The organism is Pimelobacter simplex, from assembly GCF_900114845.1.
In the GTDB taxonomy this organism is placed as follows: Bacteria; Actinomycetota; Actinomycetes; order Propionibacteriales; family Nocardioidaceae; genus Nocardioides; species Nocardioides simplex.
Map to the genome: position 1 here is coordinate 186,113 of NZ_FOUK01000003.1, position 25,522 is coordinate 211,634.

The following is a 25,522-nucleotide window of genomic DNA, read 5'->3' on the forward strand; positions in this document are numbered from 1 at the left end:
AGACCGTCCCCGGGGCTCCCGCGAAATCGGGGTGCGCGCTGTCGGCGGCGGGCTCTAGCGTCACCCGCATGACCCGTCTCGGCGCTGCCGCCTACCTCGACCACATCCGTACCGAGTCCGCCCGGTTCGCCGACGTCCTCGCCACCTGCCCGCCCGACGCCCGGGTCCCGTCGTGCCCCGACTGGACCGCCGCCGACCTCCTCGCCCACCTGGGCGGGGTCCAGGAGTTCTGGACCGGTGTGATCGCGGGCCGGCCGGCCGCGCCCACCGAGGACGACGCCGAGAGCCCGGTGCCGCTGGCGTCCTACGCCGACGAGCTGGCCCGGTTCCGCGAGAACCACGCGACCTTCGTCGCCACGCTCGAATCGGCCGACCCCGCCGAGCCCGCGTGGTCGTGGTCCGGCGACGACGACCAGAACGTCGCCTTCACGTTCCGCCGCCAGGCCCACGAGTCGCTGATCCACCGGCTCGACGCCGAGCTGGTGGCGGGCCAGGTGACGCCGCTGCCCGCCGAGCTCGCGACCGACGGCATCCATGAGGCCCTCGACGTCATCTACGGCGGCCTGCCGGCGTGGGGCCGGTTCACGCCCAGCGAGCACTACGTCGAGTACCGCACGACCGACACCGCGACGTCGGTCTGGACCCAGGTCGGCACGTTCGCGGGCACCTCGCCCGAGGGCAAGGTCTACGACGGCGAGCCCGACCAGCACGTCGTGGCCGACCCCGGTACCGCGCCGGCCCTCCTCGTCACCGGGACCGCGTCCGACCTCGACGCCTGGCTGTGGCACCGCGGCGACGACGCCGGCGTGACGATCAGCGGCGACGACGGCGTGCGCGCACTCGTGACGGGGCTGCTGGGCCAGGCGATCGACTGATCGACTGGTCGCCCGATCGACCGAGCTGTCGGGAGGGGCGGCTCAGACCGGGTGCGTGGTGCGCCCGGTCTGCCTGACCTGCGCGCGGCTGCTGGACCGGCCGGCCCAGTAGACGACCCCGAAGAGGGCGCCGACGGCGAGCGCGGCGACGACCAGGACGGCGACCAGGGTGAGGATCAGCGCGAGGCTCATGGCCTCACTCTGACATGACCTGCGTCACACCGTGCCTATGACGTGCGTCACATCCCGAGACCTCGAGAGCGGGTGCGGACCTCGCAGCCGCACTCCCGGTCGCACGGCAGGTAGTAGTGACCGGCGTGCCCGCAGTAGGGGCAGGGCCGGTCGTGCGACAGGTGGTCCTGGTCGATGACGTTCGATTCGCGCATGCTGTCTCCCGGTGTGCTTCCCGCTCCGATCGGTCGCGCGGGGCCCGATCTGAGCCGACCCGAGCGGCCCCGATCTCCGACCCTGGGAGGAAGACAGCGCGGTCGCACGGCGGTCAGGATGCGGGACATGAGCGAGCTGCGCGGCAAGACGTTCCTGGTGACGGGCGCGAACACGGGGATCGGCAAGGAGACGGTGCGGGCGCTGGCGGGCCGGGGCGCGCGGGTGGTGCTCGCCGGTCGCTCCGCGGAGAGGACGCGGGAGGCGATCCGCGAGATCGCCGGCGAGACCGGCAACACCGACCTCGACCACCTGCCGCTCGACCTGGGCGACCTCGCCTCGGTGCGGGCGGCGGCCGCGACCTTCCTGGCCTCCGGCGAGCGGCTCGACGTCCTGGTCAACAACGCCGGTCTCGCCGGCAAGCGGGGGATGACCACGAGCGGCTTCGAGCTCGCCTTCGGCACCAACCACGTCGGTCCGTTCCTGCTCACCGAGCTGCTCCGCGACCACCTCGCCGCGACCGGACCGGGCCGGATCGTCAACGTCGCCAGCGCCGGTCACTACCGGGCCAAGGGCATCGACTGGGACGCCGTGCGCCGCCCGAGCGCGACCCGCACGGCGTTCGACGAGTACTGCGTGTCGAAGCTCGCCAACATCCTGCACGCGCGCGAGCTCGCCCGGCGCCTCGAGGGCACCGGCGTGACGACGTACTCGCTGCACCCGGGGGCGATCGCCTCGGACGTGTGGCGCGAGGTCCCGTTCGGCGTGCGGCACGTCATGAAGCTGTTCATGAAGTCGACCACCGACGGCGCGCGCACGTCGCTCTACTGCGCGACCTCGCCCGAGGTCGCCCAGCAGAGCGGGCGCTACTACGACAGCGAGCGCGAGAAGGAGCCGTCGCGCGTGGTCACCGACGAGCTGGCCGCCGAGCTCTGGTCGCGCAGCGAGGCCTGGGTGGCGGAGCCCGCCGCGTCCTGACGCCGGTCGACCCACTCGAGGTAGCCGCTGCCGGTGCGCTGCTCGCCGCGCCAGGTCGTGCGGTGCCGGTAGGCCGAGACGTAGCCGGTGCCGTGCCCGTAGCGGTACGGCGCATCGACCTCGGCGTCGAGGCGCAGGATCTCGGCACCGCCGTCGCGGACCGTCCAGGACATCCGGCGCGGCACCCGCATCGGCCGGCCCGCCGGGTCGCGGCGGGGCTCGGGATCCCACTCGGTCACCTCGAACCGGACGTCGTCGTAGACCTCGGCGGTGCCACCGCGGGTGCGCACGTGGACGAGCCGGCACGCCGTCGCGCCCCCGGCCCGGACGTCGGTGAGCAGGACCTGGGTGTCGGGGTCGAGGTTGACGATCTGGTAGGTGAAGAAGTCGAACGGCAGCTTGGCCCAGCCGGGCAGGGGGCGCCGGCGCAGTGCCTGGGGTGAGAAGCAGCGCGCGTACTCGACCGTGCCGAGACCCTCGAGCGCCTGCTCGGTCGCGCCGTGGCGCAGCGTCGCCCGGTAGGGCGCGAGCAGGCTGACGTGGTCGTAGGCCGGGCTGCGCACGAACCACGACGCCTGGTCGGTGGTGGTCAGCTCGACGTCGACCTCGAACGTCGCGTAGCGCCCGGCGACCCGGACGTGGGGGAGCTCGACCTCGACGGTGAGGTCGTCGCCCCAGCGCAGCGGGCCGGTGTCGGGGAACGAGCACTCCGTCGCCGCGTCGTAGCCGGCGTGGTGGTGCTGGTCGGCGTGGGCGGTCGCCGACAGCACCAGCGCGGTGTTGCGGGCGTCGGGGGCGGCGATCCGGTCGTCGTCGAAGCAGGTCGTGCCGGTCGCTCCGATGAACGTCATCGTGTTGAGGAAGCGGTAGGGCGCGGGCAGGTCGGGCAGGAAGATGCCGAAGTGGGTCCACGCCCAGCGTCGGGAGGCCAGGTGCGGCCGGAACAGGTCGGTCCGGTCGAAGGGGGTCACGGAGGCGGCGAGGCGCCGGTCGGTGCGCAGGTAGGCCGGCACGACGAGGGGCGCGGCACGGTGGAGGAGGCTCACACCAGCACCCCCGGGTTGAGCACGCCGGCCGGGTCGAGGGCCGCCTTGGCCGCGCGCAGCGCCTGGGCGAAGGGCTCGGGGCGCTGCTCGTCGTACCAGGGGCGGTGGTCGCGGCCCACCGCGTGGTGGTGGGTGATGGTGCCGCCGTGGGCGATGATCGCGTCGGAGACGGCGGCCTTGATCTCGTCCCACTGGGCGAGGGTGCTGCCCCAACGCCCGCCTGCGTAGATGCCGTAGTAGGGCGCCGGCCCGTCGGGGTAGACGTGGGTGAAGCGGCACGTGACGACGCCCTGGCCGCCGCAGACCTCGGCGATCGCCCGCTGCGCGGCCGCGGTGACGGCCGCGTGGAAGGTGGGGAAGGCGTCCCACGTGCACGCCGTCTCGAAGGTCTCGACGATCATCGCGCGGCGGGCGAGGGTGTCGCGCTGGTAGGGCATCCGGATGAAGGAGGAGCGCCAGGCCTGGGAGGCGTCAGCGTCGCCCTCGGCGGTGGACGCCTCGGCGGACCGGTCGCGGGTGGCCAGGACGGTGCCGCCGTGGTCGGCGACCAGCTCGAGGACCCGGTCGAACCAGGCGTCGACGGGGTGGTCGGCGGACTCGAAGGCGACGATGAGGAGGCCGCCGTCGACCGCGGTGCCGGCGTTGATGAGCGCCTCGGCAGGGTCGAGCAGGCGGCAGTTCGACGGGTGCAGACCGGACTGCGCGAGCGCCCGCGTGGCGGCCACCGCGGCGTCGTACGAGGCGAAGCCGGCGGTCGCGGTGCGCTGCCACACGGGCCGGTCCTGCAGGCGCATCCAGGCCTCGGTGATGACGCCGAGCGCGCCCTCGGAGCCGAGGAACAGGCGGTCGGGCGAGGGGCCCGCGCCGGACCCGGGCAGCCGTCGCGACGTGCTGGTGCCGGCCGGCGTCACCACTCGCAGCGACTCGGTGAGGTCGTCGATGTGGGTGGCGAGCGTGGCGAAGTGCCCACCGGCCCGGGTCGCGAGCCAGCCGCCGAGCGTGGAGAACTCGAACGACTGGGGGAAGTGCCGCAGGGTGAGCCCGTGGGGCTTGAGCTGGGCCTCCAGCGCGGGGCCGTAGACGCCGCCCTGGATGCGCGCCGCCCGGCTGACCGGGTCGACCTCGACGACCTGGTCGAGGTGCTCGAGGTCGAGGCTGACCGCGGGTCCCTCGAAGCGCGGCTCGACGCCGCCGACGACCGAGCTGCCGCCGCCGTACGGGACGACGGGAGTGCCGGTGCTCGTGCACCAGTCGAGGACGTCGACGACGTCCTGCTCGGTGCGCGGGCGGACCACGAGGTCGGGGACCGGGCCGAGGTCGCCGGTCAGGTTGCGGACGACGTCGCGGAACGCCTTGCCGCGGGCGTGCCCGAGCCGGTCGACCGGGGCGTCCGAGCAGAGCGCGGCCAGCGCGGCCGGCGGGGTGATCCGTGGCTCCGGGACGCCCAGCGCGGCCGGGTCGGGCGGCGCGTGCTCGGTGAGGTCGTGGCCGGGCAGCAGTGCGGAGACCCGGCCGACCAGCTCGTCGGCCTCGGCGGGCGTCAGCTGCCCGGACTCGTCGCCCCAGCCCCACCAGGACCGGCCGGACCGATCGGGTCGCTTCGATGGTGCCTGCATCAGTGGTTCTCCTGGTCGTCGAGCGCCGGGGTGTGGGCGAGGGCGAGGAGCGCGCGGCGTCCGCGCTCGGTCATCTCGGCGGCGGAGCGGTCGGGGTGGCGCAGCCACCAGCCGACCAGCGCCGAGACGCTGCCCATCCAGATGTCGGTGAGGATCTCGAGGTCGTCGGCGTCGGTGACGGCGTCGAGGGTGGCGAGGGTGCCGACGCCGGCGCGGGCCTGCGCGGCGATCCGGAGCCGTGCCGACCGCGCGGCCTGGTGGGCCACCGAGTCGGCGGGCGGCGTCCGGTCGTTGAGCACGTTCCAGTCGTGGGGACGCGGTGCGAGGGCGGCGAAGATCGCCGCGAGGGTGCCCTCGGCGAGGGTGAGCGGCGTCCCGCCCGCGGCCAGGACGGCGTCGACGCGGTCGGCGATGGCGGTGCCGGCCCGGCTGGCGCAGGCCGCGAAGAGGGCGTCCTTGGAGCCGAAGTAGCCGAGCACCAGCTGCTTGGAGACGCCCGCACCGGCCGCGATCGCCGACAGCGAGGCGCCGGCATGGCCGTAGTGACCGAACTCGGCGGTGGCGGCGTCGAGGATGAGCTCCTCGCGCAGCGCGCGGGGGAGCCCCTTGGTTCCGGTCCGGGCGGACGGGGACGCAGGCGGCACGGGTACCTCCGGGGGACGGGCGGGTTGACCGATCGGTAATTTACCGATCGGTCAACCTACGTCAACCCCGATCGCGCACCGGTGCGCAGATCGTCGATCGACAGGTCAGGCGGAGACCGCGACCAGCACCACGAGGCCCACCAGCACCGCGAGGATGCCGCCCAGCACGAGCAGCAGCGCGAGCAGCCCGGGGGTGCGCTGCTTCTCGAAGCCGATCCGCCCGCCGATGAAGGTCAGCGCCGGCGCGGCGTAGAACACGTCGACGGTCTGCCCCGGTGCCACCTGGAACTGCTGCTGGGCGTGCCCGTAGCGCCACATCCACTGGGCGTAGCCCGCGACCTGGTGCACCCCCGGCACGACCGGGTAGACGTTCTGGCCGTACTTCGCCGCGACCGGGTAGCCGTCGAGCTGGATGCTCGGCGTGATCATGCTGAGCATGAAGTTCCCCTGCACGGTCAGCCGCAGGTACCCCGGCGGCGGAGGGGGCGGTGGCGGCGGTGGCGGCTGCTGGCTCATGGGCTCACCCTAGGAGCCCCCTCGGCGGCTCTAGGCTGACGACGTGCCGCTCTCGCCCCGCCTCGCCGCTGCCGGACGTCGCACGTCGGGGCTCGGCCTCGCGGCCGCGGGCGCCCTGCACCTCCTCTGGGCCACCGGCAGCCCCTGGCCGGCGCGCTCGCGCGACACCCTCGCGGACGCGGTCACCGGCTCCCCGGCGGGCCTCCCGCCCGCTCCGCTCACCGCGGCCGTCGGCGCGGGTCTGCTCGTCGCCGCCGCCGGGACGGCGACCACGGTGGCGCCGCGGGTCCAGGACGTCGTGCGGGGCGTGGTCGGCACCGGCCTGCTGGCCCGGGCCGCGCTGGGCGGGCGCCGCACCACCGTGCTGCTCGGGATGCCGGCCCCGTCCGCGACCTTCGTGCGTCTCGACGCCCGGGTGTACCGGCCGCTGGTCGCGGTGCTCGGTGCCGCGGTGCTGGCCGGGATCGAGTCCGCCCCTACGCGCCGGGCGCCGCGGGCCTGACCAGCCTGCGGAGCGCCTCCCAGGCGGCGGCGCCGAGCCGGCGGTCGGCGGCCTCGGTGCCGCCGCGGGCCATCCGCTGGCCGGCAGTGACGACCTCCTCGCCGGGCAGGACCGCGCGGTGCCCGGCGGCCCGGTCGGCGACGAGCGTGGTCGGCAGGCCGTGCGCGGCCCGGCGCAGGACGATCTCCTCGGCCTGCTCGCGGGCGGGCCAGACCTGGTCGTCGTCGCCGGCGACGAGGAGGACCTCGGGGATCCGCTCGACCGGCAGGGTCGCCGCTGCCACGGCCGCGGGGTCGGCGGCGCGCGAGGCTCGGTACAGCCCGGCGTAGGCGGGCGGGTCGGTCTCGGGCACCCAGTTGTCGTCGTACCGGACGTGAGGGAGGGGCTCGCCGGCGAGCGTCCAGTGCGCGGTCTGCCGGCCGGTGGCGGTGGTGCCGGCCCATATCACGTCGGTCGGGGCGAAGGCGGCGACCGCGGCGACCGGCGCGCCGGTGAGCGAGGCGGTCGCGAGCGCGGCCTCGGCGCCGTACGAGAGGCCGACCAGGACGACGCGGTCGCACTCGGCGGCCAGCGCGTCGACGCGCGCGGCGAACATCTCGAGCGGGATCTCCCAGGGGCCGTCGTGCTGTCCCGGGCCGCCGAACCACTGGATCGACTCGGCGAGCACGCCCTCCTGGGCCAGGAGCCGGGCCCGCTGCTCGTCGACGCGGCCGCTGGAGCCGCCGAGCACGAGGGCGCCGACGCCGTGGTGCGCCCCGGGCGTCCAGCGGACGCCGGCAGGGTCGCTCAGCTCGGTTCGGCGCACGGCCCGACCCTACCCATGCCGTTAATGGCAGTTTCTGCCACTAACGGAGTACGCTGGAACCATGGCCCGACGCCCTCCGGACTCCGCGACCCTGCTGGGGATCGCCCGTGCGTGCGCCGACGTGCTCGTCGCCGCGGGCGACTCGAGCCCGACCGTCGCCGCGCTGGTGGCCGCGTCCGGTGTCTCCGAGCGCAGCTTCCACCGCTACTTCCCGACCAAGGCCGACTGCCTGCGCCCCCTCTTCGACGAGGGCAACGACGCCTACGCCGCCGCGCTCGCCGCGCAGCCGGCCGGGCTGTCGCTGGGGGAGGCGGTCACCCGCGCGTTCGTCGCCGCGAACGACTCGATGACCGACGACGCATCTCGGGCGTTCATGCGCACCGTCTTCGGTGACCTCGCGCTGCGCCGGGTCTGGCTCGAGGCCAGCTATGCGACCGCCGAGGTGCTGCGGCCCGCCGTCGCGGCCCGGATCGGAGCCCCCGAGCGCGCCGTCGCGACGACCGTCGCGTGCGGCCAGGCCATCGTGCTCGCCATCTCCGCCCTCGCCCACATGGTCGAGGACGGTCTCACCGCCCCCGAGGCGGCGGCCGCGGCCGGCGCGGCTCTCTTCGCCGGCGATCGCCACGAGTAGCGGCGCCCACGCGCCGCAGGGAAAGGAACCACCATGGATCTGCAGGACAAGGTCGTCCTCGTCACCGGAGGCGCCCGCGGGCTGGGCGCCGCCTTCGCCCGCGGCATCGTCGCCGCCGGCGGCCGGGTCGTCATCGGCGACCTGCTGGACGACGAGGGCGCCGCCGTCGCCGACGAGCTCGGCGCCGCGGCCCGCTACGTCCACCTCGACGTCACCAGCGAGGAGTCCTGGGAGGCCGCCGTCGCCGCGAGCGTCGACGCCTTCGGCCGGCTCGACGGGCTGGTCAACAACGCCGGCATCTCGGCCACCGGCCAGCTGACCGCCGACGAGCCGACCGACGTCTTCCGCCGGATCATCGAGATCAACCTGATCGCCGTCCACACCGGGCTGCGCGCCGTCGTCCCCGCGATGCGGACGGCGGGCGGCGGCTCGATCGTCAACATCTCGTCGGCCGCGGGCCTGATGGGCATGGCGATGACCAGCGGCTACGGCGCCGCCAAGTGGGGCGTGCGCGGGCTCAGCAAGATCGCGGCGGTCGAGCTCGGTCGCGACCGGATCCGGGTCAACTCGGTGCACCCCGGCATGGTCCTGACGCCGATGACCGCCCCGACCGGGATCGTCGCCGACGAGGGCGCCTTCCCGAACAACCCGTACCAGCGGGTCGGCCGGCCCGAGGAGCTCGTGGGTGCGGTCGTCCACCTGCTGAGCGACGCCGCGTCGTACACGACCGGCGCCGAGCTCGCCGTCGACGGCGGCTGGACCGCCGGTCCGTCGGTGGAGTACATCGCAGGTCGGTGACCTAGGGGCCGACCGGCCGCTCCATCCAGACGTTGTCCGGTCCGCCGATCTCGTCGGCGGACCGGTGCGTCTCGACGAACCCCATCCGCTCGTAGAACGCGCGGGCCACCGTGTTGCCGTCCATGTGCGCGAGCCGCACGACGCGCAGGTCACGCGCCGGACCGGCGAGCACCGCGTCCATCAGCGCCCGTCCGGCACCGGTGCCGTGCGCCTCGGGCACGACGTAGAGGCGCCACAGGTCGAGGACGTCGCCGTCGGTCGTGTACGCCGCCATGCCCACGACCGCGCCGTCGCGCTCGGCGACCAGCACCCGGCCCGCGCCGATCGCCTGCTCCGTGCGGGCCACGCTCCACCACTGCTCCAGCCCGGTGCGCACGTAGTCGGCGCCGGCGAGCGCGGTGTAGGTCGCCGGCCACGTGCGGAGGCCGACCTCGCGCACCGCGGCGACGTCCGCGGCGCCGGCACGACGGACGGTGACGGGCTCCCGGGTCATGGCGCCACGCTAGCCCCGCGCGCCGGCGCGCGGGTTTGCGACAATGTCGTCGTGGCCAGCGAGACCCCCGGCATCGACCCCGAGCGGCTGCGCACCCTCGCGCTGCTGCGCAAGGTGCGCGACCGGATCGACCGCGAGTACGCGCGCCCGCTCGACGTCGAGGCGCTCGCCCGCGACGTGCACCTGTCGGCAGGCCACCTGAGCCGGGAGTTCAAGCGGGCCTACGGCGAGCCGCCGTACTCCTACCTGATGACGCGGCGGATCGAGCGGGCGATGGCGCTGCTGCGCCGCGGCGACCTGAGCGTCACCGACGTCTGCTTCGAGGTCGGCTTCTCGTCGCTCGGAACGTTCAGCACCCGGTTCACCGAGCTGGTCGGGCTGGCGCCGAGCGCCTACCGCGACGAGGTCGCGACCCGCGACGCGGCCCACGACGGCGACCTCGCCGAGCCGCCGTCGTGCGTCACCAAGAAGGTCACCCGACCGATCAGGAATCGAGAAGCGGACCCGTTCCCGACGCGACTAGCGTGACGGGCATGGACATCAGCATTCAGCACAGCTTCCTTCCCCAGACCGACCCCGAGGCGTCGCTGGCCTTCTACCGTGACGTGCTCGGCTTCGAGGTCCTCAACGACGTCGGGTACGGCGACATGCGGTGGATCACCGTGGCCCCCGAGGGCGGCCAGGCCGGTCCCTCCATCGTGCTCGCGCCGCCGGCCGCCGACCCCGGCATCACCGACGACGAGAAGCGGGTCATCGCCGAGATGATGGCCAAGGGCACCTACGCCACGATCGTGCTGCGCACCGACGACCTCGACGCGACCTTCGAGCGCATCCAGGCGACCGGTGCCGAGGTCGTCCAGGAGCCCATCGACCAGCCGTACGGCGTGCGCGACTGCGCCTTCCGCGACCCGGCCGGCAACCACGTCCGCATCAACCAGGCGAGCTGAGCCCGCGTGCCCGACCTGCCACCCGCCCGGGACGGCGCCACGCGCCGGGCCGACAGCCTGGCGCTGCTGGCGACGCCCGCGATCGACGTGTGGGTCGCGACCGCCTCCGGGGACGGCGTGCCGCACCTCGTGCCGGTGTCGCTGGCCTGGGTGGGGGAGCGGGTCGTGATCGCGCTCGACGGCGCGTCGGTGACCGCGACGAACCTGCGGGCGGGTGGCCGGGCGCGGCTCGGCGTCGGCCCGACCCGCGACGTCGTGATGATCGACGCCGTCCTGGAGCGGGAGGCCGGCGTCGACGACGATCCCGCGCTGGGCGAGGCCTACGCCGCCCAGGCCGACTGGGACCCGCGCGGGCTCGCCGGCTACGTCTTCCAGGTGCTGCGCCCGCAGCGGCTGCAGGCCTGGCGCGAGGCCAACGAGATGGCCGGCCGGACGCTCCTGCGCGACGGGGAGTGGCTCGGCTGAGCCGGCGTCGTTCCTAGACTCTCCCGGGTGAGCCACGAGTTCGTCCTCATCGCCGCCGCGGGCCTGGCGATCAGCATCGTCGCGTCGGTGTTCTCCCGCCGCACCGGCGTCGCGGCGCCCCTCCTCCTGGTGGCGCTCGGCATCGGCACGAGCTTCATCCCGGCGACGCCGCACCTCGAGCTGGAGCCCGAGCTCATCCTGGCCGGCGTCCTGCCGCCACTGCTCTACGCGTCCGCCGTCCAGCTTCCGGTGATCGACCTGCGCCGCAACCTGTCGCTGATCTCGTGGCTCTCGGTGGTCATGGTGATCGTGTCGGCGGTCGTCGTCGGGCTGCTCGTGCACCTGGTGTTCCCGGCGATCCCGCTCGCGCTCGGCATCGCGCTGGGGGCCGTGGTCAGCCCGACCGACGCCGTCGCGGCGACCGCCGTCGGCCGCCGGGTCGGGCTGCCACCACGGCTCGTCACGGTGCTCGAGGGCGAGAGCCTGGTCAACGACGCGTCCGCGCTCGTCGTGCTGCGCTCGGCGATCGCGGCGGTGGGCGTGGCCGGCGCGTTCAGCCTCGGCGACACCACGGTCGACTTCCTGTGGGCGGTGGTCGGCGCGGGTCTGGCCGGCTGGGTGGTCGCCTGGGTGACGGTGCTCGTCCGCGAGCGCCTGGACGACCCGGTGCTCAACACGACGATCTCGTTCGTGACGCCCTTCCTGGCCTACGTGCCGGCCGAGGAGATGCACGCGTCCGGCGTCCTCGCCGTGGTCGTCGCCGGACTGGTCACCGGCGCCATGGGCGCGAAGCGGTTCAGCGCCCGCGACCGGCAGACCCAGACGACGACCTGGGCCACCATCAACTTCATCCTCGAGAATGGCGTCTTCCTCGCGCTGGGCTACCAGCTGCCCATGCTCATCGACGACGCGAAGGCCGAGACCAGCACCGGCGAGGTCGTCGGCATGGTCGCGCTCGTCCTCGGCGCCCTCGTCGCGCTGCGCTTCGCCGGCCTCGCCTGGCCGGCCCTCGTCGGCCGCTACGGACCGGGCGACCGCGGCGACCGGGTCCGCGAGCGGCTCGACCAGATCGAGCAGCGGGTCGACACCTGGGAGCCCAAGGACGACCGCGAGGAGACCCGGCTGCGCTGGGCACGGCGCCGGATCGCCCGGGCCAGCGCCGACATCGCCTTCGAGGAGCGCGAGCCGATCACCGCCCGCGGGTACGTCGTCCTGGCCTGGGCCGGGATGCGCGGCGTCGTCACGCTGGCGGCCGCGCAGACCATCCCGAGCGGGACGCCGCACCGCGACACCGTCGTCCTCGTGGCGTGCCTGGTGGCGATGGTCTCGCTCGCCCTCTTCGGGCTCACCCTGCCGGCGCTCATCCGCCGGATGGACTTCCCGTCGGCCGACCCGGCCGAGCGCCGCGACGACCTGCTCACGCTGATGCGCCAGATCGCCGAGGACGCCACCGACACGCTCGGCCCCCTCGACCAGCAGACCGTCGACGGCGACCCCCTCGACCCGGCCGTCGTCGAGTCGCTCAAGGACCGCTTCCTGCCGATGCTGCTCGCCGGCGTGCACCGGGTCGCCGAGAGCCGGCCGGGGCAGCGCGAGCAGGCCCTCATCGTGCAGCGCCGCTACCTCGACGCGATGCGCGACGCCCTGCTGCGGGAGCGCTCGATCGGCGCGTTCAGCACCGAGACCTTCAAGCAGGTGGAGGGATTCCTCGACCGCGAGGAGCAGCGCCTCAAGGCCTAGGAGCGCTGGGTCAGCAGCCGGTCGAGCACCTGCGCGACGCCCTCGTCGGCGCACGCCGGCGCGACGTGGCCCGCCACCTCGCGGACGCTCTCGTGCGCGTCCGCCATCGCGTACGACGTCCCGGCCCAGGCGAGCATCGGGATGTCGTTGGGCATGTCCCCGAACGCGACGACGTCCTCGGGTCCGACGCCGAGCCCCTCGCACAGTGCGACCAGTGCGCTGGCCTTGGTGACGCCGGTCGCGCTGATCTCCATCAGCCCGGGCACCGACCAGGTCGGCGTGGCGCGCTCGCCCACGGCCGCGACCACGCCCTCGCGCAGCGCGTCGGGGGAGCTGCCGGGCGCGCGGACCAGGAGCTTGACCGCCGTCAGGTCCCACACGTCGGCGAGCGGACCGCGCACCGCACCGGCGGGCAGGTGGTACGGCTCCTCCCAGTGCGGGTCCTGCCGGATCCCGTCGAGGCACTCGACCGCGAACGACGCGCCGGGCACGCTCTCGGCGATCGCGGCGACCAGCTCGAGGCCCGGCCCCGGCTCGATGCCCGCGACCGTGATCGGCGCGCGCCGGTGGACGTCGTATGTGATGGCGCCGTTGGACACGATCGCCCGCCCGTGCCGGCCGACGTACGGCCAGAGCGGCTCCATCCAGCGCAGCGGCCGCGCGGTCACGAACACGATCGGGATCCCCTCCTCGTCGGCGTGCCGCAGCACCTCGGCCGTGTACGACGGCACCGTCGCGCTGTCGTAGGGGAGCAGCGTCCCGTCGAGGTCGGTCGCGACGAGGAGGCTCATCCGCGGAAGCCTATCCCCGGCGCCCTCCGCCCGATCACGTCTGGGACGCTGGCGGGCATGGCCGGACTCACCTTCTCCGACGACGTCGCCCGCATCGACCGTGCCCTCGTGCACCGCTGGATCAGCGAGCTGTCGTACTGGGCCGCCGGCCGCAGCGCCGCGACGATGGACGCCGCGATCGACTCCTCCCGCAACTACGGCGTCTACGACGACGCCACCGGCGCCCAGGTCGGCTACGCCCGCGTGGTCACCGACGGCGCGACCTTCGGCTGGCTCTGCGACGTCTTCGTCGCCCCCGACGCGCGCGGCCGCGGCATCGGCAAGATGCTCGTCGCCGGGGTGCTGGCCGACCTCGAGCCGCTCGGCCTGCGCCGGGTGCTGCTGGCGACCGCCGACGCGCACGGCCTGTACGAGCAGCACGGGTTCGCGCCGCTGCCCGAGCCCGACCGGTACCTCACCCACGGCGCCTAGGGTCGTCCGCCCTGCCGGTTCCCGAGGTGCGTCCGCAGCCAGGCGTCCCTCTCGTCCGCCGCCGCGCGGGCCAGCGCGGTGGGGTGCACGGTGAACCCGTGGGGTGCCTCCGGGTAGACGCTCAGCTCGACGTCGACGCCGGCAGCAGCGAGGCGAGCCGCCATCGCCAGGTTGTCGTCGAGGAGGACGTCCTCGGTGCCGACGACGACGAGGACGGGTGGCAGCCCGGCCAGGTCGGCGAAGGCGGGGGAGAGGTCGGGGTGGGTCCGGTCGGCGGCGGCGCCGGCGTAGGCGTCGAGGAAGTACTCGTCGGCGATCCGGCGTCCCGCGGGCGTGCGGCCGCTCAGGTCGTAGGTGCCGAACGGGAGCACCGCCGTGCGGAAGGGCGCGAGTCCGCGGTCGCGGAGCCGGAGCAGCGTGGTCATCGCGAGGGTCGAGCCGGCGGAGTGGCCGAGCAGGGCCAGGTCCGTCGTGCCGAAGCGGGCGCCGGCGTGCTCGGTGAGCCAGAGCGCCGCGGTGGCGCAGTCGTCGGGTGCGGCGGGCCACGGGTGCTCGGGCGCCAGGCGGTAGTCGACGCTGACGACGGCGACACCGACGGCGTCGGCGAGCCGGCGGTTGCGGACGTCGTCGGCGGCCGCCGTCCCGAGGTAGAAGCCGCCGCCGTGCAGCTGGAGCACCACCCCCGACGGCGGCCGGGCCGTCGGCAGGTGGATCCGCACGGGCACGCTCCGGCCGTCGGCGTGGACGACCTCGGTGAGCGGCGGCGGGTCGGCCGGAGCCGGGGTGGGGACGGCGGCGCGCGCCGCCTCGAGCTCGGCCCGGCTCGAAGGCCCGCGGCCGGGCACCCTGCTGTCGTAGAAGGCGCGCGAGGCTGCGGCGGCCGGGAGCAGCCGGGGGTCGACGAGGTGCGCGAGGCCGAGCCTCATCGTGCCGCGGGGGCGACGAGCGCGGCGACGACGTGGGGGATCACGGTCTCGACCGCGTGCCGGACCGTGCCGTCGGTGTCGCCGGTGAGCAGCGCGCGTCGTACGGCGTCGTTGTAGATGCCGATCATCGCGTCGGCGATCTCGGGGGCCGGGAGCGAGGCGGTGATGCCGGCAGTGGCGAGCACCCCGGCGACGACCTCCTCGACGGCGCGGCGGACCTCGCCGTCGATGTGCGCGGTCGCCTCGCGGACGTGCGGCTGGTCGAGTCCGTGCACCTCGAACTCGGCGGCGAGCCGGAACCAGACCGGGTCGCGGCGGAACGTCGCGGCGACCGCGTGGCCCAGGCGCCGGGTGAGCGCGACCGGGTCCGCGGCCGGCTCCGCCGAGCCGAGGACGTCGGCGACCGCCGCGCGCAGCCGGCCGATCTGGGCCTCGGTCTCGTCACGGTAGAGCTCGAGGAAGAGCTCCTCCTTGCTCGCGTGGTTGGAGTAGAACGCGCCGCGGGTGAAGCCGGCCCGGGCGCAGATCGCGCTGACGCTCGCGCCCCGGATGCCGTCCTCGGCGAACACCTCACGGGCCGCGGCCACCAGCCGCTGCTGGGTGTCGGCACGGCTGCGCATGGTCCGAGTCTAGGTGGGGCGGCCGGCCTCTTCCCGCTGGCGCCCCGGCTCGATACATTGTGTATCCAATCGGTGAGGGAGCAGGGGAGCGGGATGAGGAGTCCGGTGTGCCGGGGCTGAGCAGGCGCGCGTTCGTGCACGGGATCGGCGCCCTCGCGGCAGCCGGCGGACTGCAGTCGGACGCGCTCGGCGTGCAGGTGGCACGCCGCCTGGCGGATGTCGGGAGCAGTCCGCGGCTCGACGACCTGCCCTCGACGCTGCAGCAGACGTTCCTGCGCGGATCGGTGGTGCAGGGGGAGTACCGGCGCCTGACGACGGGTCCCGGCGAGCGGTACCTCCCGCGCCTCGACCTGCTGCGTCGCGCCCCCGGCGCCGCGCGGGCCGGAGCCCGGCGCTCGCTGCTCTACCTCGCGCACCTCTCCGACCTGCACCTCGTCGACGCCCAGTCGCCGTGCCGCATGGAGCCGATGATCGTGCAGGACGAGTCGACCTGGATGGGCGCCTTCCGCCCGCACGAGCAGCTCACCGTCGCCACCGTCGCGGCGATGGTCGACGGCTTCCACCAGGCCCGCCTCAGCCCGCTCACCCGGGCGCCGATGGGCGCCGCCGTGGTGACCGGCGACAGCGCCGACATGCTCTCCACGCTCGAGCTCCGCTGGTACATCGACCTCCTGGACGGCGGCGTCGTCGACCCCGGCTCGGGTGGCCGGCGGTACCACGGCGTCCAGGCGTGGGAGGACGCCACGTGGGCCTACCGTCCCGACGACCCCGCCGGCAGCGCGTACGCCCGCTACGGCTACCCCCGTCTGCCCGGTCTGCTCGACCAGGCCGTCGGTCAGAAGGTCCGCTCGATCGGCCTCGCCGCCCCCTGGTACGCCGTCTTCGGCAACCACGACGTGCTGCTGTTCGGCGCCTTCGGCGTGACCGAGCAGGCCGAGCGGATCGCCGTCGGCGGTCGCAAGTCCTCCTCGATGCCGACGACGCTCTCGACGATGCTGACCGAGTACGCCGCCCAGAACAGCGCCTGGACGCAGGCCGGCGGCGTGTTCCGCGAGCTGCTCGGCGCGAGCGGCACGAAGGCGGTGCCCGCCAACCCCGGGCGGCGGCTCTTCGACCAGCGCGCCTTCATGGCCGAACACTTCCGCACCGCGTCCCGCCCCGGACCGGTCGGGCACGGCTTCACCGAGCGCAACCTGCGCACCGGCGAGACCTGGTGGCGCGCCGACCTCAGCAGCACGGTCCGGCTGCTCGGGCTCGACACCTGCAACGCCGTCGCCGGTCCCGACGGAGCCGTCGTCGCGAGCCAGCTCGCGTGGCTCGAGCGCGAGCTCGTGCTGGCCGAGCAGGAGCGCAGGCTCGTGCTCGTCGCCTCGCACCACAACAGCCGGACGCTCGACAATCCCTCGCACCGGCCGGGATCGAGGGAGCGGCTGCACCACTCGTCCGACGTGGTCGAGCTGCTCCTCCGCCACCCGGTCGCCGTCGCCTGGCTCAACGGGCACACCCACGTCAACCAGATCCTCGCGCACACCTCCGGGACGGGCTGCGGGTTCTGGGAGATCACCACGGCCTCGTGCATCGACTTCCCCCAGCAGCAGCAGACGGTCGAGATCGTCGACAACCGCGACGGGACGCTCTCGCTCTTCACCACCGTGATCGACCACGCGTCGGCCGCCGTGCCGACGGGGGACGGGACGCCGGCCGACCTCGCCTCCCGCAGCCGCGAGCTCGCCCTCAACGACTGGGTCGAGTCGCCGCTGATGCGCCGCGGCTCGCCGCTCGACCGGAACACCGAGCTGCTCCTGCCCGCGCCGTTCCCCCTCGACGGCATCACCGACGCCACGCTCGAGGCGGAGCGGATGACGCACCTCGCCCGGATCGCCGCCCACGAGCAGGCGGTGCCCCGATGACCACCCCGTCCTGGCCGGTCCGTGCCCTGGTCGCGGTCGCCGAGCGCGTGCCGCACACCCCGCGGGCCCGGCGGATCCTGCTCGCCCTGGTCGCGGTCGTCGCCGTCGGCGCGGTCGTCGTCGCGGCCGGCTCGGTCCGGTCCGTGTACGACGGACTCGCGCCGGTCAGCGGCGACCGGGCATCGAACGTGCGGGTGGCCACGATCGACTACCTGGTCGGCACCGACGTCCCGCTCCTCGTCGTCCCGGACTGCCTCGCGTCGGCAGCCGGCGAGGTCACCTGCACCGGCAGCACCGTCGACGGCGTCGCCCTCACCTCACGCTCGCCGGCGGACGAGCCGGACCGGGTGGAGATCCGCGTGGGGGAGAAGGTCGTCTACGCGGGGTCGATCGAGGACCTCCTCGCCGCGGCCGTCGACGGGACGGACCCGTCGTGAGCGCCACCCAGCAGACCGCCGCCGGCCGGCCTCCGGTCGCCGGCGTGACGATCACCCTGACCGCGCTCGTCCAGGCGCTGAGCGTCGTCCCGGCGCTCGGCCGTGGGCCCGGCGGCCTGCTCGTCCCGGCTCTCGTCGCCGGGACCGCCGTCGTCCTCTCGCTCGCCGTCACCGCGGCCTGGGTGGTCGCCGACTCGGTCGCGTCCTTCACCGGACCGCGCCCCGCGCTCCTGGCCTGGAGCGCCGGGGGAGTCCTGCTCCTCTCGGTCCTCCTCGCCGTCTTCCCCCTCGGCGCCCTGGTGGTGGCGGTCGTGCTCCCGCCGCTGCTCGTCGCGGTCGCGGCCGGGCGGCCGTGGTGCCGTCCTTCGCCGGTGGGGGCGGCCGGGACGGCGCTGCTGACCGTCGTCCTGGCGGTCGCGGTGTGGCTGGTGGGGGTGGTCCTGGGGCTGGTCGACGCCGGCGTGGCCGGGGCGTTCGCGTGGTGGGTGCTGGCGGGCCTGGCCCAGGTCGCGGTGCTGCGGCGCTGGGCCGGCCACGCTGTCCGTGGCCGTGGCTAGCATCGAGGAACGTTCCGGACGTTCCGATCGATGAGCGAGGAGATCGCTGACATGGCCGAGGTGCTGCTGTTCCACCACATCCAGGGACTCACCGACGGCGTCCGGGCGTTCGCCGACGACCTCCGCGAGGCCGGGCACACCGTGCACGCGCCGGACCTCTTCGACGGGCGCACCTTCACGAGCATCGAGGACGGCTTCGCCCACGCCCGCGCGGCCGGCTTCGACGCGATCCGCGAGCGCGGCGCCGCCGTCGCCGACGACCTGGGCAGCGAGCTCGTCTACGCGGGCTTCTCCTTCGGCGTCACCATCGCCCAGCGCCTCGCCCAGACCCGCCCGGGTGCCCGCGGCGCGCTGCTCATGTACTCGTGCCTGCCCGTAGGGGAGCTCGGCAAGTCGTGGCCGGCCGGCGTACCGGTGCAGGTGCACGGCAAGGAGGGCGACGAGTTCTTCGACGAGGACCTCCCCGCCGCCCGCGAGCTCGTCGCCGCCGCGCCCGAGGCGGAGCTCTTCGTGTACCCGGGGGAGCAGCACCTGTTCGCCGACTCCTCGCTCGACGCGTACGACGCCGACGCGGCCGCGTTGCTGCGTGAGCGGGTGCGGGCGTTCCTCGCCGCTCTCTGATCCGGCGCCGCCGAGTGGCGGTCAGGTCGTTGTCGGGTCCGTGGCGGGTCCGCGGCGGGGAGGTGGCGGGCTGCTGTCGTGGTCGCCGGAGGTCGCTGGTTCCTAGGTTCGGAGCCATGAACCCAGCACGGAAGGATGACTGACATGAACGAGGCTCGGATCAAGGACCTGCGCACCGCCCGAGGGTGGAGCCAGGAGCGGTTGGCCGACGAGAGCGGCGTCGCGGTCCGCACCATCCAGCGCCTGGAGGCCGGCAACGACGCCAGCCTCGAGACCCTGTCGATGGTGGCGAAGGCGCTCGACGTCCCGGTGCGCGACCTGTTCGTCACGGTCGAGAGCGACCGGCTCGGCATCGCGGTCGACGGTCTCGACACCCGGATCGCCGACCAGCGGCGGGCACGGGCGAAGGCCCAGGCAGCGCAGCGCGGCTGGCGCTACCTCTACGTCGGTCTCGGCATCGCGATCACCGCGGCCGTGATCATCGCCGTCAGCTCGCCGGACAGCTCGGGCGAGGGCATCCTGCTCGTCCCGGCCTACTGGATCGGCGGGCTCTTCGTCCTCCGGTTCCTCGAGAAGTCCGTGCTCGGCCCCCGCCTCGACGCGCGCTTCCCCCTGACGGCCGCAAGCACGCCCGAGGAGGCCTCGTGAGGGGCGCCGGCGCGACCGTGCCCGTCGCCCTCCTCGTCTACGCCGGGTGCCGCTGGCTCGACGGCCGCGACGGCGTCCACGGCCCTGGCCTGTGGTGGAACCTCGGCCATGTCGGCTTCCTCGTCTCCTGGATCGCCTTCGCCGCGGTCGCGGTCGGCATGGCGGCACGCCTGCGCGGAACGCCGCGCGCGGCGCCCTGGGGGACCGGTGCCGCTACGGCCACCGTCGCCGGTATCGCCGCGTTCACCTGGGTCACCCTCACCGACCTCTTCCCCGCCTGGCCGGAGCTGGCGTCCCCGCTCCGCGCCGTCGGCCCGCTGCTGTTCCTCGCCGGTCTGGTCGTCCTGCTCGGACTGACGGCGCGCTCCCAGCACCGGCGGGGCTGGTACGCCTTTCCGCTGCTGGCGCTCGCCGCGACCGTGATCGTGTCGGCCGACCTCGACCTGCTGCCGGTCTCGGCCGTGCTGTTCGGAGCGGCCCTCGCGCCGACCCTGGTGCGGCAGGGAGCGCGACCGCAGGTCGTCGCCGCCGCCGGTCCGAGCTGACGTACGGTCGCGTCGTGCTGCCCGCCCCCTCCGCCAGGCTCCGCTTCCGTGAGATGACGACGTCCGACGTCGCGAACATCGCCACGCTCGACTGACCTGGCAGGAGGTCGAGGGGGAGTGGCACGTCGAGGCCGGCTGGCACGTGCGCTCGTCGCTGCGCCGCCAGGGCTACGCCGCCGAGGCCGCCACCGCCGTCCGTGAGGCGGCCCTGCACGCTGGCATCCAGCACCTGATCGCCATCATCCGCCCGGACAACGTGGCCTCTCAGGGCGTCGCGAAGGCGATCGGGATGGTGCTCGAGCGGGAGGTCCACAAGAACGGTGGCCCGGCGCTCGTCTTCGGCAACCCGATGTGTGGCGACGACGTGGCAGGGTGAGGGAGCATGAGCGAGAACTCGGGAGACAGCACGGTCAGGCCGGAGTCCGGCCTGACCGACGACGCCTACTCACCCAAGTGGGCGGACGACGACCGCCCGCGGATCCCGCGGGTGGCCGGCGAGCGTGAGGCGCTGACGGCGTACCTGGACCACTACCGGGCGACGGTGGAGATGAAGTGTCGCGGCCTCACCCCGGAGCAGGCGCGGAGCAGGTCCATGGCGCCGTCCACGCTGTCGCTCCACGGTCTGGTCCGCCACCTCGCCGGGTGCGAGCGCTGGTGGTTCCAGCAGAACTTCGAACGACGCGAGGTGCCGTTCCTCTTCTTCACGGAGGAGAATCCCGACCTCGACTTCGAGCTGCCCGCAGACGCCGACTTCGCCGCCGACCTGGCGACCTGGCACGACGAGTGCGCCGTCTCCCGCGAGATCGTCGCCGCTCACGAGCTCGACGACACCGCGCGACCGCTGGACTGGCACGAGGACGTCAACCTGCGCTGGCTGATGCTCCGGATGATCACCGAGTACGCCCAGCACTGCGGGCACGCCGACCTGCTCCGCGAGGGAGTCGACGGGCGCACCGGCGTCTGAGAAGCCTGGCCACAGGGTCAGGGGAGGTCCTTGGCCACGCGGAAGACCGGCCATCCGATCTCGGTCCGCCAGGCGGTCTCGTCGTCGGTGTCGCGCGGACCGACGAGGTAGCGCTCCCAGACCGGCCCGGCCACGGTCAGTGCGTTGTCGACGACCCAGGAGCCGAGCTGGCCGTAGGTCACGTCGACGCCGTCGTGGTCGCCCTCGTGGGTGGTGACGGCGAGCTCGACCGCGGGGAGCCGGACCGGGCGGACCCGTCCGCGGCTGGGCGGATCGGCGGCGGGCCGGTAGAGCAGCAGGTGTCCACGCCCGAGCTCGTAGAGCGCGTTGTCGTAGAGGCCGCCGGCCGGCTCCGCGCGGGAGGCCGGACCGAGCGCGGCGTCCAGCTCGGCCATCGCGCCGGCGAACCACGCATCGACATCGCCCGCGCTCACGTCGTCCTCGACCGCGGCCACCGTGACCGCGGGCTCCGCGCGCAGCTCGACCCGCAACGGTGCGGGCTCCGGCGCCAGCAGCCGTCGCAACGAGCTGACCGCCGCACGGGTGCGCGCCAGCTCCGCCTCCAGGCGCCCGAGGTGCTCGGCGACCAGCGCCGCGCGCTGCTCGGGGTCGGGCGACCCCAGGATGCGCTCGACATCGGCGAGGGGGACGTCGAGCTCGCGCAGCCGGTGGATCACCTGCGCCGTCGGGATCTGGTCGGCGGTGTAGTAGCGGTACCCGCTGGACGCATCCACCAGCTCCGGCTCGAGCAGCCCCAGCTCGTGGTAGCGCCGCAGCGTGCGGATGCTGAGGTGCGTCACCCGTGAGAACTCACCGATCGCCAACATGGTCGAAGTCTGGACTCTCTCCCTGGGGGAGACTCCAATCCTTGACTCTCACCGCGCCCGAGTGCCCAGGCTCGAGTGCATGGACACGAACAGCCACATCGACACCCACGCCGACACCGAGCAGCTGCCCACCACGATCCGCGCCTTCCTGGACGCCCACGCGGCTCGTGACGCCGACGCCGCCCTGCGCCTGCTGACCCCCGCGGCGGTGATCTCCGACATCGGAGAGCCCTTCAGCGGCGCGGACTCCCTGCGACGGTTCCTCACCGAGGCGGGGGCGGAGTTCACCTACACGACCGAGCTCACCGGCGTCCGTCGTGACGGCGAGACGTGGGTGGTCGGCCACCACCTCGAGGGCGACTTCCCCGGCGGCACCGCCGACCTGGACTACCGGTTCGTGCTCGACGGCGGGCGCATCGAGCGACTCGACATCGTCGCGGGCTGACCTTCCGACGGACGAGGAGAAGACATGGCACACGAGGATCGCGACCGCCTCGACGGCCGCCGGGCGCTGGTCACCGGGGGATCGAAGGGCGCCGGCAGAGCGGTGGTCGACAGGCTCCGGGCGATGGGCGCCGACGTCTGGACGACCGCCCGGACGATGCCCGAGGACTACGAGCGACCCGATCGCTTCATCGAGGCGGACACGTCGACGGTCGCGGGCACCCAGGCGGTGGCTGCCCGCATCGCCGAGCAGGGCGTCCTGGACATCCTGGTCCACGTGGTCGGTGGCTCGTCGACGCCGGCCGGCGGGTACGCCGTCGTCACCGACGAGCAGTGGCTGGCCGAGCTGAGCCTGAACCTCCTCGGGGCGGTGCGGCTCGATCGCGCACTCCTCCCGGCGATGATCGAGTCCGGGGGAGCGGTCGTCCTGCACGTCGGATCGATCCAGCGCATCATGCCCCTCCATGACGCGACGCTGCCCTACGCGTCGGCGAAGGCGGCGCTGCGCACCTACAGCAAGGGCCTCGCGAACGAGCTGGCGCCGCGCGGCGTCCGGGTCAACACGGTCAGCCCCGGCGGGATCCGTACGGAGGGGTACGAGCGGTTCGTCGACAGCATCGCGAGCGACAACGGGATGACCCGCGAGGAGGCCAGGCAGAGCATCTTCGACTCACTCGGCGGGGTCCCGCTGGGCAGGTTCGCCAGCACCGAGGAGATCGCCGACCTAGTCTGCTTCCTGGTCTCGGACCGCGCCTCGGCCATCGTCGGTGCGGAGTACGTCATCGACGGGGGGACCGTCCCGACAGTCTGAGTGGAGAAGCGCCGCGAGGAGCGGCTGCAGCCGCGGACGTAGGGTCGGCGGCATGCCACCGTCTGTCCACGGCTTGCCCAGCGCTCGGCCCAGTCGAGCTGCCGGCCTTGCCGCCGCGCTGCTGCTCGCCCTCGCCGTTGCGGCTTCGGGCTGTGACGACGGGCAGGGGGTGGGTACGTCGGAGAAGCGGTCGCCTGCGGCCACCGAGCCGGCCACCCCCAGTCCCACGGTCACGACCACGGCGACGTCACCGGCACCACGAGGAACGGTCGCGCGCTTCGGGAAGAGCCAGGTCCAGATCAAGTCGATCGAGTCGGTCGGCTACATCGGGCCCGACGAGCTCGAGGACTTCTCGGACAACGGCTCCTTCGTCGTCGTCGAGATCGAGCTGACGTACCGCGGCGGCCTCCCCGTCACCTTCGACCCCGCGGCCGCCCGCCTCGTTATCGGCCGCAAGGGCTACCGCCACGTCGCGGACTACAAGGCCCCCTATGGCGACGCCTTCGAGAGCGCGCCGAGGATCCTGAACACCGACGACACGGCGCAGGGCCGGCTGATCTACGACGTACCGGTCGCCGGCGTGAAGACGGCGGTCCTGCAGGTCAAGGTGGACGGCGCGACCGCGTTCCTCGCGGTCCGGTAGGGCCTGAGACGGATCCGGCCAGGGGAGTGCCGACGTATGCTCGGCCTCAGCTCTTCGGAGCGGCGCCGGGTCTGAACTAAGGAGCAGCCCCTCGGCGAGGGGTGGTCCAGAAACCCCCAGGGCCTGGACCACCCCGTCCCCGGTGGGCTCGGGCGCGTGGAGCGTGAGGTGCTACGGACGTCCCTGTTGGACGAGCAGGCAGAAGGGATGTCCGGCCGGGTCGGCGAGGACGTACAGGGGTTCTTCGTCGTCCGACGAGCGGTCGTGCAACAACCGAGCGCCCAGCGTCTCAGCACGCTCGCGATGCCGCTCCAGGTCGTCGGCGGTGGGCACCTTGAAGTCCATGTGCATCTGCATCGGGACCTGCTCGGACGGCCAGGTGGGAGGCGTTGTGTCCTTCTTCTCCTGGACGGTCAGCACCCGGTCCCCGGCGTCGTCGAGCAACACCAGCCAACTCGCGTCATCAGGGCTTCCGTCGGTCGGTGGCTCGTCGCCATCCCGGTAGTGCAGCCCGAGCAGCTCGCGGTAGAACTCGGCCAAGCCGCGACAGTCGTGAGCGTCGATCGCGGTGTGGAGCAAGACGGGGTAGCCGGACACGGGATCTCCCTGCTTGTCGTGGAACGTCCACCGTACGTCCGCCTCGCCGCGACTGCCGCGCGGGACGCCGACTGAGTAGCGCGATACGCGTCGAGTCGGCAGGCTTCGCTCATGTCGTGGATCAGTCAGGGTGCGAGCGAGCTCGGCGTGCAGTCGATTCTCGACTCGCTTGAGCCCGACGACGTCGACAGTGGGCTCGCATCAGTCGTGCGGGCTGGCTGGCAACGCCGCGACGGCGCCCACGTCCTAGCTGCATTGTTGGAGAGCTATCACGGTGACCGGGCGCGGTTCCCTAGCGACGACGCCTACGAGTACTCGGTGAACGGCCGGGGCATCCCGGATCAGGACTTGGCCGGCTCCCGGGCAGATCGCGACCAGATACTGCTCCGCCGCGGGCCGGCGTTCACCTGTGCGGCGCTCACTCGGAGCCAGCAGGATCTGCCGACCGTCACGATGCTCGGACAGATCTCGGTGACGCCGACACTCTTCGATCCGACCGTCTCGACTGGTCACGTCACGTTCTACACGGCTCCTGATGACCTGTCGGCCGTGGAAGTCCCCGGCGAGCCGAAAGATGTGATCGTCGTCCTCGCGGCTTCCGACTGCACGAAGGCGCACATACCGTCGACGTCGGATCACCGCCCAGCAAGACGCTCGGATCGCTCTGCCTGAGGTGTGTCGGGGTGGCTCGTCAGTCGTACGGAAGACGCAGGTAGTGCAGTGCCGGCCGCGATACTTGATCGCCGATAAGTGACATTATGTCATGTTGCGGTCTGTGGGCCACGCTGGGGCGGTCCCGGAGCAACGCGGGCCGGCGAGTTCACAGCGAGTCCGAGCCAACCGTTCGTCATGACCACGACCGGCGGCCGGACGTTCGTGCCAGCCCGGTCATCGGCCTGCAGTGATGACCTGAGCCAGCGCCTCGAGGACGGCGCGAAGCTCGGTGCCGCCGCCCCCGAAAGAACCGCAGGTGCTCCCCTGCAGCCACGCCAGGACGTCGGACGGCGCCGCGTGCTCTACGGCGGAGAACCCGGCGTCGACCAGGTCCAGGGATTCGTCGCCGTCGGGAACGCTGGTCCAGCCGAAGCCGCCGTCGGCCGTCACGTAGAGCAACCAGGTGGGCGCGTCGTCGAGGGTGACGCAGCCGCAGACCGCCAGGGCGTGCGTCACGGACAGGCGTGGTCTGCCGGATGCCAAAGGCGGCGCGGGATGGCGTGCGGCGGCCGCGGTGAGCAGTGCCTCGACCTCGGTGACGGCGGGGTCGAGCACG

At 73.7% G+C, this 25,522-nt stretch carries 36 protein-coding genes; 22 read left to right on the forward strand and 14 right to left on the reverse strand.

The window, feature by feature from the left end; all coding sequences use genetic code 11:
• The first annotated feature begins 68 nt into the window (after nt 1–68).
• A complete protein-coding gene (locus tag BM223_RS13500; protein ID WP_052138627.1) occupies nt 69–875 on the forward strand; it encodes a maleylpyruvate isomerase family mycothiol-dependent enzyme in 807 nt (268 codons plus the stop codon).
• Nucleotides 876–917: 42 nt separating this feature from the next.
• Here BM223_RS13500 and BM223_RS29000 read toward each other — a convergent pair whose 3' ends face one another.
• Both BM223_RS29000 and BM223_RS29005 read right to left on the reverse strand, forming a co-directional pair.
• A complete protein-coding gene (locus BM223_RS29000; RefSeq protein ID WP_158510200.1) occupies nt 918–1,067 on the reverse strand; it encodes a hypothetical protein in 150 nt (49 codons plus the stop codon).
• A gap of 47 nt (nt 1,068–1,114) precedes the next feature.
• A complete protein-coding gene (locus BM223_RS29005) occupies nt 1,115–1,261 on the reverse strand; it encodes a hypothetical protein (RefSeq protein WP_158510201.1) in 147 nt (48 codons plus the stop codon).
• A gap of 127 nt (nt 1,262–1,388) precedes the next feature.
• On the opposite strand from BM223_RS29005, the gene BM223_RS13505 reads away from it, so the two are divergent.
• Entirely contained in the window at nt 1,389–2,237 is an 849-nt protein-coding gene (locus BM223_RS13505; protein ID WP_052138628.1) for an SDR family oxidoreductase, read from the forward strand.
• Here the strand turns inward: BM223_RS13505 and BM223_RS13510 are convergent.
• The 4 genes from BM223_RS13510 to BM223_RS13525 all read right to left on the reverse strand — a co-directional run bounded on the left by BM223_RS13510 (nt 2,129) and on the right by BM223_RS13525 (nt 6,059).
• Nucleotides 2,129–3,283, reverse strand: a complete 1,155-nt coding sequence (locus tag BM223_RS13510) for a DUF6670 family protein (RefSeq protein WP_075018617.1) — start codon at nt 3,281–3,283, stop codon at nt 2,129–2,131. The two genes, BM223_RS13505 and BM223_RS13510, sit on opposite strands and share 109 nt — an antisense overlap.
• Complete coding sequence (locus BM223_RS13515) at nt 3,280–4,899, reverse strand: FAD-binding oxidoreductase (RefSeq protein ID WP_075018618.1); 1,620 nt, start codon at nt 4,897–4,899, stop codon at nt 3,280–3,282. The genes BM223_RS13510 and BM223_RS13515 overlap by 4 nt, the downstream gene beginning before the upstream one ends.
• Nucleotides 4,899–5,543, reverse strand: coding sequence for a TetR/AcrR family transcriptional regulator (locus BM223_RS13520; protein ID WP_052138630.1), 645 nt, complete (start codon nt 5,541–5,543; stop codon nt 4,899–4,901). Before BM223_RS13520 ends, BM223_RS13515 begins: the two co-directional genes overlap by 1 nt.
• A 105-nt stretch (nt 5,544–5,648) precedes the next feature.
• Entirely contained in the window at nt 5,649–6,059 is a 411-nt protein-coding gene (locus BM223_RS13525) for a hypothetical protein (protein ID WP_158510202.1), read from the reverse strand.
• A 43-nt stretch (nt 6,060–6,102) separates the two neighbouring features.
• Here BM223_RS13525 and BM223_RS13530 point away from each other — a divergent pair, with 43 nt between their 5' ends.
• A complete protein-coding gene (locus BM223_RS13530; protein ID WP_052138632.1) occupies nt 6,103–6,561 on the forward strand; it encodes a DUF3995 domain-containing protein in 459 nt (152 codons plus the stop codon).
• On the opposite strand, the gene BM223_RS13535 is transcribed toward BM223_RS13530, so the two are convergent.
• Nucleotides 6,536–7,366 (reverse strand): alpha/beta fold hydrolase, encoded by an 831-nt coding sequence (locus BM223_RS13535; protein ID WP_038678960.1) that lies wholly within the window; start codon nt 7,364–7,366, stop codon nt 6,536–6,538. The genes BM223_RS13530 and BM223_RS13535 overlap by 26 nt on opposite strands.
• A gap of 61 nt (nt 7,367–7,427) precedes the next feature.
• Between BM223_RS13535 and BM223_RS13540 the strand changes: the two genes are divergently transcribed.
• Nucleotides 7,428–7,997, forward strand: a complete 570-nt coding sequence (locus BM223_RS13540; protein ID WP_052138637.1) for a TetR/AcrR family transcriptional regulator — start codon at nt 7,428–7,430, stop codon at nt 7,995–7,997.
• 33 nt (nt 7,998–8,030) lie between these two features.
• Entirely contained in the window at nt 8,031–8,795 is a 765-nt protein-coding gene (locus tag BM223_RS13545) for a glucose 1-dehydrogenase (protein ID WP_038678961.1), read from the forward strand.
• 1 nt (nt 8,796) lies between these two features.
• Here BM223_RS13545 and BM223_RS13550 read toward each other — a convergent pair whose 3' ends face one another.
• Complete coding sequence (locus BM223_RS13550; RefSeq protein WP_052138638.1) at nt 8,797–9,288, reverse strand: GNAT family N-acetyltransferase; 492 nt, start codon at nt 9,286–9,288, stop codon at nt 8,797–8,799.
• A gap of 51 nt (nt 9,289–9,339) precedes the next feature.
• Here BM223_RS13550 and BM223_RS13555 point away from each other — a divergent pair, with 51 nt between their 5' ends.
• Genes BM223_RS13555 through BM223_RS13570 form a run of 4 tightly spaced genes read left to right on the forward strand, consistent with a single transcriptional unit; the run spans nt 9,340 to nt 12,440 of the window.
• Nucleotides 9,340–9,816, forward strand: a complete 477-nt coding sequence (locus tag BM223_RS13555) for a helix-turn-helix transcriptional regulator (RefSeq protein WP_038678963.1) — start codon at nt 9,340–9,342, stop codon at nt 9,814–9,816.
• 5 nt (nt 9,817–9,821) lie between these two features.
• Nucleotides 9,822–10,235, forward strand: a complete 414-nt coding sequence (locus BM223_RS13560) for a VOC family protein (RefSeq protein WP_174823539.1) — start codon at nt 9,822–9,824, stop codon at nt 10,233–10,235.
• A 6-nt stretch (nt 10,236–10,241) separates the two neighbouring features.
• On the forward strand, nt 10,242–10,700 hold the full coding sequence (locus BM223_RS13565) for a pyridoxamine 5'-phosphate oxidase family protein (RefSeq protein WP_200887119.1): 459 nt from the start codon (nt 10,242–10,244) through the stop codon (nt 10,698–10,700).
• 27 nt (nt 10,701–10,727) lie between these two features.
• Nucleotides 10,728–12,440 carry a cation:proton antiporter gene (locus tag BM223_RS13570; protein ID WP_052138641.1) on the forward strand — a complete coding sequence of 571 codons (1,713 nt, stop codon included), beginning with the start codon at nt 10,728–10,730 and terminating at the stop codon, nt 12,438–12,440.
• On the opposite strand, the gene BM223_RS13575 is transcribed toward BM223_RS13570, so the two are convergent.
• Nucleotides 12,437–13,231 (reverse strand): HAD family hydrolase, encoded by a 795-nt coding sequence (locus BM223_RS13575; protein ID WP_038678966.1) that lies wholly within the window; start codon nt 13,229–13,231, stop codon nt 12,437–12,439. The genes BM223_RS13570 and BM223_RS13575 overlap by 4 nt on opposite strands.
• A gap of 57 nt (nt 13,232–13,288) precedes the next feature.
• On the opposite strand from BM223_RS13575, the gene BM223_RS13580 reads away from it, so the two are divergent.
• Complete coding sequence (locus BM223_RS13580) at nt 13,289–13,702, forward strand: GNAT family N-acetyltransferase (RefSeq protein ID WP_038678968.1); 414 nt, start codon at nt 13,289–13,291, stop codon at nt 13,700–13,702.
• Here BM223_RS13580 and BM223_RS13585 read toward each other — a convergent pair.
• Both BM223_RS13585 and BM223_RS13590 read right to left on the reverse strand, forming a co-directional pair.
• Entirely contained in the window at nt 13,699–14,628 is a 930-nt protein-coding gene (locus tag BM223_RS13585) for an alpha/beta hydrolase (RefSeq protein WP_038678969.1), read from the reverse strand. The two genes, BM223_RS13580 and BM223_RS13585, sit on opposite strands and share 4 nt — an antisense overlap.
• A complete protein-coding gene (locus BM223_RS13590) occupies nt 14,625–15,248 on the reverse strand; it encodes a TetR/AcrR family transcriptional regulator (protein WP_052138642.1) in 624 nt (207 codons plus the stop codon). The genes BM223_RS13585 and BM223_RS13590 overlap by 4 nt, the downstream gene beginning before the upstream one ends.
• Nucleotides 15,249–15,355: 107 nt before the next feature.
• On the opposite strand from BM223_RS13590, the gene BM223_RS13595 reads away from it, so the two are divergent.
• From BM223_RS13595 to BM223_RS13630, 8 genes are all read left to right on the forward strand, one after another.
• Nucleotides 15,356–17,158 carry a TIGR03767 family metallophosphoesterase gene (locus BM223_RS13595; protein ID WP_038678970.1) on the forward strand — a complete coding sequence of 601 codons (1,803 nt, stop codon included), beginning with the start codon at nt 15,356–15,358 and terminating at the stop codon, nt 17,156–17,158.
• Nucleotides 17,155–17,595, forward strand: a complete 441-nt coding sequence (locus BM223_RS13600) for a hypothetical protein (protein ID WP_038678971.1) — start codon at nt 17,155–17,157, stop codon at nt 17,593–17,595. Before BM223_RS13595 ends, BM223_RS13600 begins: the two co-directional genes overlap by 4 nt.
• Nucleotides 17,592–18,152 carry a hypothetical protein gene (locus BM223_RS13605; RefSeq protein ID WP_038678972.1) on the forward strand — a complete coding sequence of 187 codons (561 nt, stop codon included), beginning with the start codon at nt 17,592–17,594 and terminating at the stop codon, nt 18,150–18,152. The genes BM223_RS13600 and BM223_RS13605 overlap by 4 nt, the downstream gene beginning before the upstream one ends.
• Nucleotides 18,153–18,182: 30 nt before the next feature.
• Nucleotides 18,183–18,773, forward strand: a complete 591-nt coding sequence (locus BM223_RS13610) for a dienelactone hydrolase family protein (protein WP_075018619.1) — start codon at nt 18,183–18,185, stop codon at nt 18,771–18,773.
• Between the two features lie 144 nt (nt 18,774–18,917).
• A complete protein-coding gene (locus BM223_RS13615) occupies nt 18,918–19,421 on the forward strand; it encodes a helix-turn-helix transcriptional regulator (protein WP_038678973.1) in 504 nt (167 codons plus the stop codon).
• A complete protein-coding gene (locus BM223_RS13620) occupies nt 19,418–19,966 on the forward strand; it encodes a hypothetical protein (protein WP_052138644.1) in 549 nt (182 codons plus the stop codon). The genes BM223_RS13615 and BM223_RS13620 overlap by 4 nt, the downstream gene beginning before the upstream one ends.
• Before the next feature lie 91 nt (nt 19,967–20,057).
• Nucleotides 20,058–20,342: a GNAT family N-acetyltransferase gene (locus BM223_RS27920; protein ID WP_200887167.1), complete on the forward strand. Its 285-nt coding sequence runs from the start codon at nt 20,058–20,060 to the stop codon at nt 20,340–20,342.
• Between the two features lie 6 nt (nt 20,343–20,348).
• Nucleotides 20,349–20,930 carry a DinB family protein gene (locus BM223_RS13630; protein ID WP_052138647.1) on the forward strand — a complete coding sequence of 194 codons (582 nt, stop codon included), beginning with the start codon at nt 20,349–20,351 and terminating at the stop codon, nt 20,928–20,930.
• A gap of 17 nt (nt 20,931–20,947) precedes the next feature.
• On the opposite strand, the gene BM223_RS13635 is transcribed toward BM223_RS13630, so the two are convergent.
• Nucleotides 20,948–21,757 (reverse strand): MerR family transcriptional regulator, encoded by an 810-nt coding sequence (locus tag BM223_RS13635; protein ID WP_038678974.1) that lies wholly within the window; start codon nt 21,755–21,757, stop codon nt 20,948–20,950.
• 79 nt (nt 21,758–21,836) lie between these two features.
• Here BM223_RS13635 and BM223_RS13640 point away from each other — a divergent pair, with 79 nt between their 5' ends.
• The 3 genes from BM223_RS13640 (at nt 21,837) to BM223_RS13650 (ending at nt 23,655) form a co-directional block, all read left to right on the forward strand.
• The gene (locus BM223_RS13640) at nt 21,837–22,202 is read left to right on the forward strand and encodes a nuclear transport factor 2 family protein (protein ID WP_038678975.1); all 366 of its coding nucleotides are present in this window, start codon (nt 21,837–21,839) and stop codon (nt 22,200–22,202) included.
• A 24-nt stretch (nt 22,203–22,226) separates the two neighbouring features.
• Nucleotides 22,227–23,012: an SDR family oxidoreductase gene (locus BM223_RS13645; RefSeq protein WP_075018620.1), complete on the forward strand. Its 786-nt coding sequence runs from the start codon at nt 22,227–22,229 to the stop codon at nt 23,010–23,012.
• Nucleotides 23,013–23,181: 169 nt separating this feature from the next.
• Nucleotides 23,182–23,655 carry a hypothetical protein gene (locus BM223_RS13650; RefSeq protein WP_038678976.1) on the forward strand — a complete coding sequence of 158 codons (474 nt, stop codon included), beginning with the start codon at nt 23,182–23,184 and terminating at the stop codon, nt 23,653–23,655.
• Nucleotides 23,656–23,826: 171 nt separating this feature from the next.
• On the opposite strand, the gene BM223_RS13655 is transcribed toward BM223_RS13650, so the two are convergent.
• A complete protein-coding gene (locus BM223_RS13655) occupies nt 23,827–24,252 on the reverse strand; it encodes a VOC family protein (RefSeq protein WP_038678977.1) in 426 nt (141 codons plus the stop codon).
• 111 nt (nt 24,253–24,363) lie between these two features.
• Here BM223_RS13655 and BM223_RS13660 point away from each other — a divergent pair, with 111 nt between their 5' ends.
• Entirely contained in the window at nt 24,364–24,924 is a 561-nt protein-coding gene (locus BM223_RS13660) for a hypothetical protein (protein WP_038678979.1), read from the forward strand.
• A gap of 216 nt (nt 24,925–25,140) precedes the next feature.
• On the opposite strand, the gene BM223_RS13665 is transcribed toward BM223_RS13660, so the two are convergent.
• The gene (locus BM223_RS13665) at nt 25,141–25,521 is read right to left on the reverse strand and encodes a hypothetical protein (protein WP_038678981.1); all 381 of its coding nucleotides are present in this window, start codon (nt 25,519–25,521) and stop codon (nt 25,141–25,143) included.
• Nucleotide 25,522: the final 1 nt, after the last annotated feature.

What these genes read in the sequence shown, in the direction of transcription:
- BM223_RS13515 (WP_075018618.1), bottom strand. Translation starts at nt 4,899, where the DNA reads ATGCAGGCACCATCGAAGCGACCCGATCGGTCCGGCCGGTCCTGGTGG.
- BM223_RS13525 (WP_158510202.1), bottom strand. Translation starts at nt 6,059, where the DNA reads ATGAGCCAGCAGCCGCCACCGCCGCCACCGCCCCCTCCGCCGCCGGGG.
- BM223_RS13610 (WP_075018619.1), top strand. Translation starts at nt 18,183, where the DNA reads ATGAGCGAGGAGATCGCTGACATGGCCGAGGTGCTGCTGTTCCACCAC.
- BM223_RS29000 (WP_158510200.1), bottom strand. Translation starts at nt 1,067, where the DNA reads ATGAGCCTCGCGCTGATCCTCACCCTGGTCGCCGTCCTGGTCGTCGCC.
- BM223_RS13575 (WP_038678966.1), bottom strand. Translation starts at nt 13,231, where the DNA reads ATGAGCCTCCTCGTCGCGACCGACCTCGACGGGACGCTGCTCCCCTAC.
- BM223_RS13645 (WP_075018620.1), top strand. Translation starts at nt 22,227, where the DNA reads ATGGCACACGAGGATCGCGACCGCCTCGACGGCCGCCGGGCGCTGGTC.
- BM223_RS13630 (WP_052138647.1), top strand. Translation starts at nt 20,349, where the DNA reads ATGAGCGAGAACTCGGGAGACAGCACGGTCAGGCCGGAGTCCGGCCTG.
- BM223_RS13635 (WP_038678974.1), bottom strand. Translation starts at nt 21,757, where the DNA reads ATGTTGGCGATCGGTGAGTTCTCACGGGTGACGCACCTCAGCATCCGC.
- BM223_RS13560 (WP_174823539.1), top strand. Translation starts at nt 9,822, where the DNA reads ATGGACATCAGCATTCAGCACAGCTTCCTTCCCCAGACCGACCCCGAG.
- BM223_RS13640 (WP_038678975.1), top strand. Translation starts at nt 21,837, where the DNA reads ATGGACACGAACAGCCACATCGACACCCACGCCGACACCGAGCAGCTG.
- BM223_RS13660 (WP_038678979.1), top strand. Translation starts at nt 24,364, where the DNA reads ATGTCGTGGATCAGTCAGGGTGCGAGCGAGCTCGGCGTGCAGTCGATT.
- BM223_RS13545 (WP_038678961.1), top strand. Translation starts at nt 8,031, where the DNA reads ATGGATCTGCAGGACAAGGTCGTCCTCGTCACCGGAGGCGCCCGCGGG.
- BM223_RS13550 (WP_052138638.1), bottom strand. Translation starts at nt 9,288, where the DNA reads ATGACCCGGGAGCCCGTCACCGTCCGTCGTGCCGGCGCCGCGGACGTC.
- BM223_RS13540 (WP_052138637.1), top strand. Translation starts at nt 7,428, where the DNA reads ATGGCCCGACGCCCTCCGGACTCCGCGACCCTGCTGGGGATCGCCCGT.
- BM223_RS13615 (WP_038678973.1), top strand. Translation starts at nt 18,918, where the DNA reads ATGAACGAGGCTCGGATCAAGGACCTGCGCACCGCCCGAGGGTGGAGC.
- BM223_RS13600 (WP_038678971.1), top strand. Translation starts at nt 17,155, where the DNA reads ATGACCACCCCGTCCTGGCCGGTCCGTGCCCTGGTCGCGGTCGCCGAG.
- BM223_RS13505 (WP_052138628.1), top strand. Translation starts at nt 1,389, where the DNA reads ATGAGCGAGCTGCGCGGCAAGACGTTCCTGGTGACGGGCGCGAACACG.
- BM223_RS13590 (WP_052138642.1), bottom strand. Translation starts at nt 15,248, where the DNA reads ATGCGCAGCCGTGCCGACACCCAGCAGCGGCTGGTGGCCGCGGCCCGT.
- BM223_RS13585 (WP_038678969.1), bottom strand. Translation starts at nt 14,628, where the DNA reads ATGAGGCTCGGCCTCGCGCACCTCGTCGACCCCCGGCTGCTCCCGGCC.
- BM223_RS29005 (WP_158510201.1), bottom strand. Translation starts at nt 1,261, where the DNA reads ATGCGCGAATCGAACGTCATCGACCAGGACCACCTGTCGCACGACCGG.
- BM223_RS13500 (WP_052138627.1), top strand. Translation starts at nt 69, where the DNA reads ATGACCCGTCTCGGCGCTGCCGCCTACCTCGACCACATCCGTACCGAG.
- BM223_RS13580 (WP_038678968.1), top strand. Translation starts at nt 13,289, where the DNA reads ATGGCCGGACTCACCTTCTCCGACGACGTCGCCCGCATCGACCGTGCC.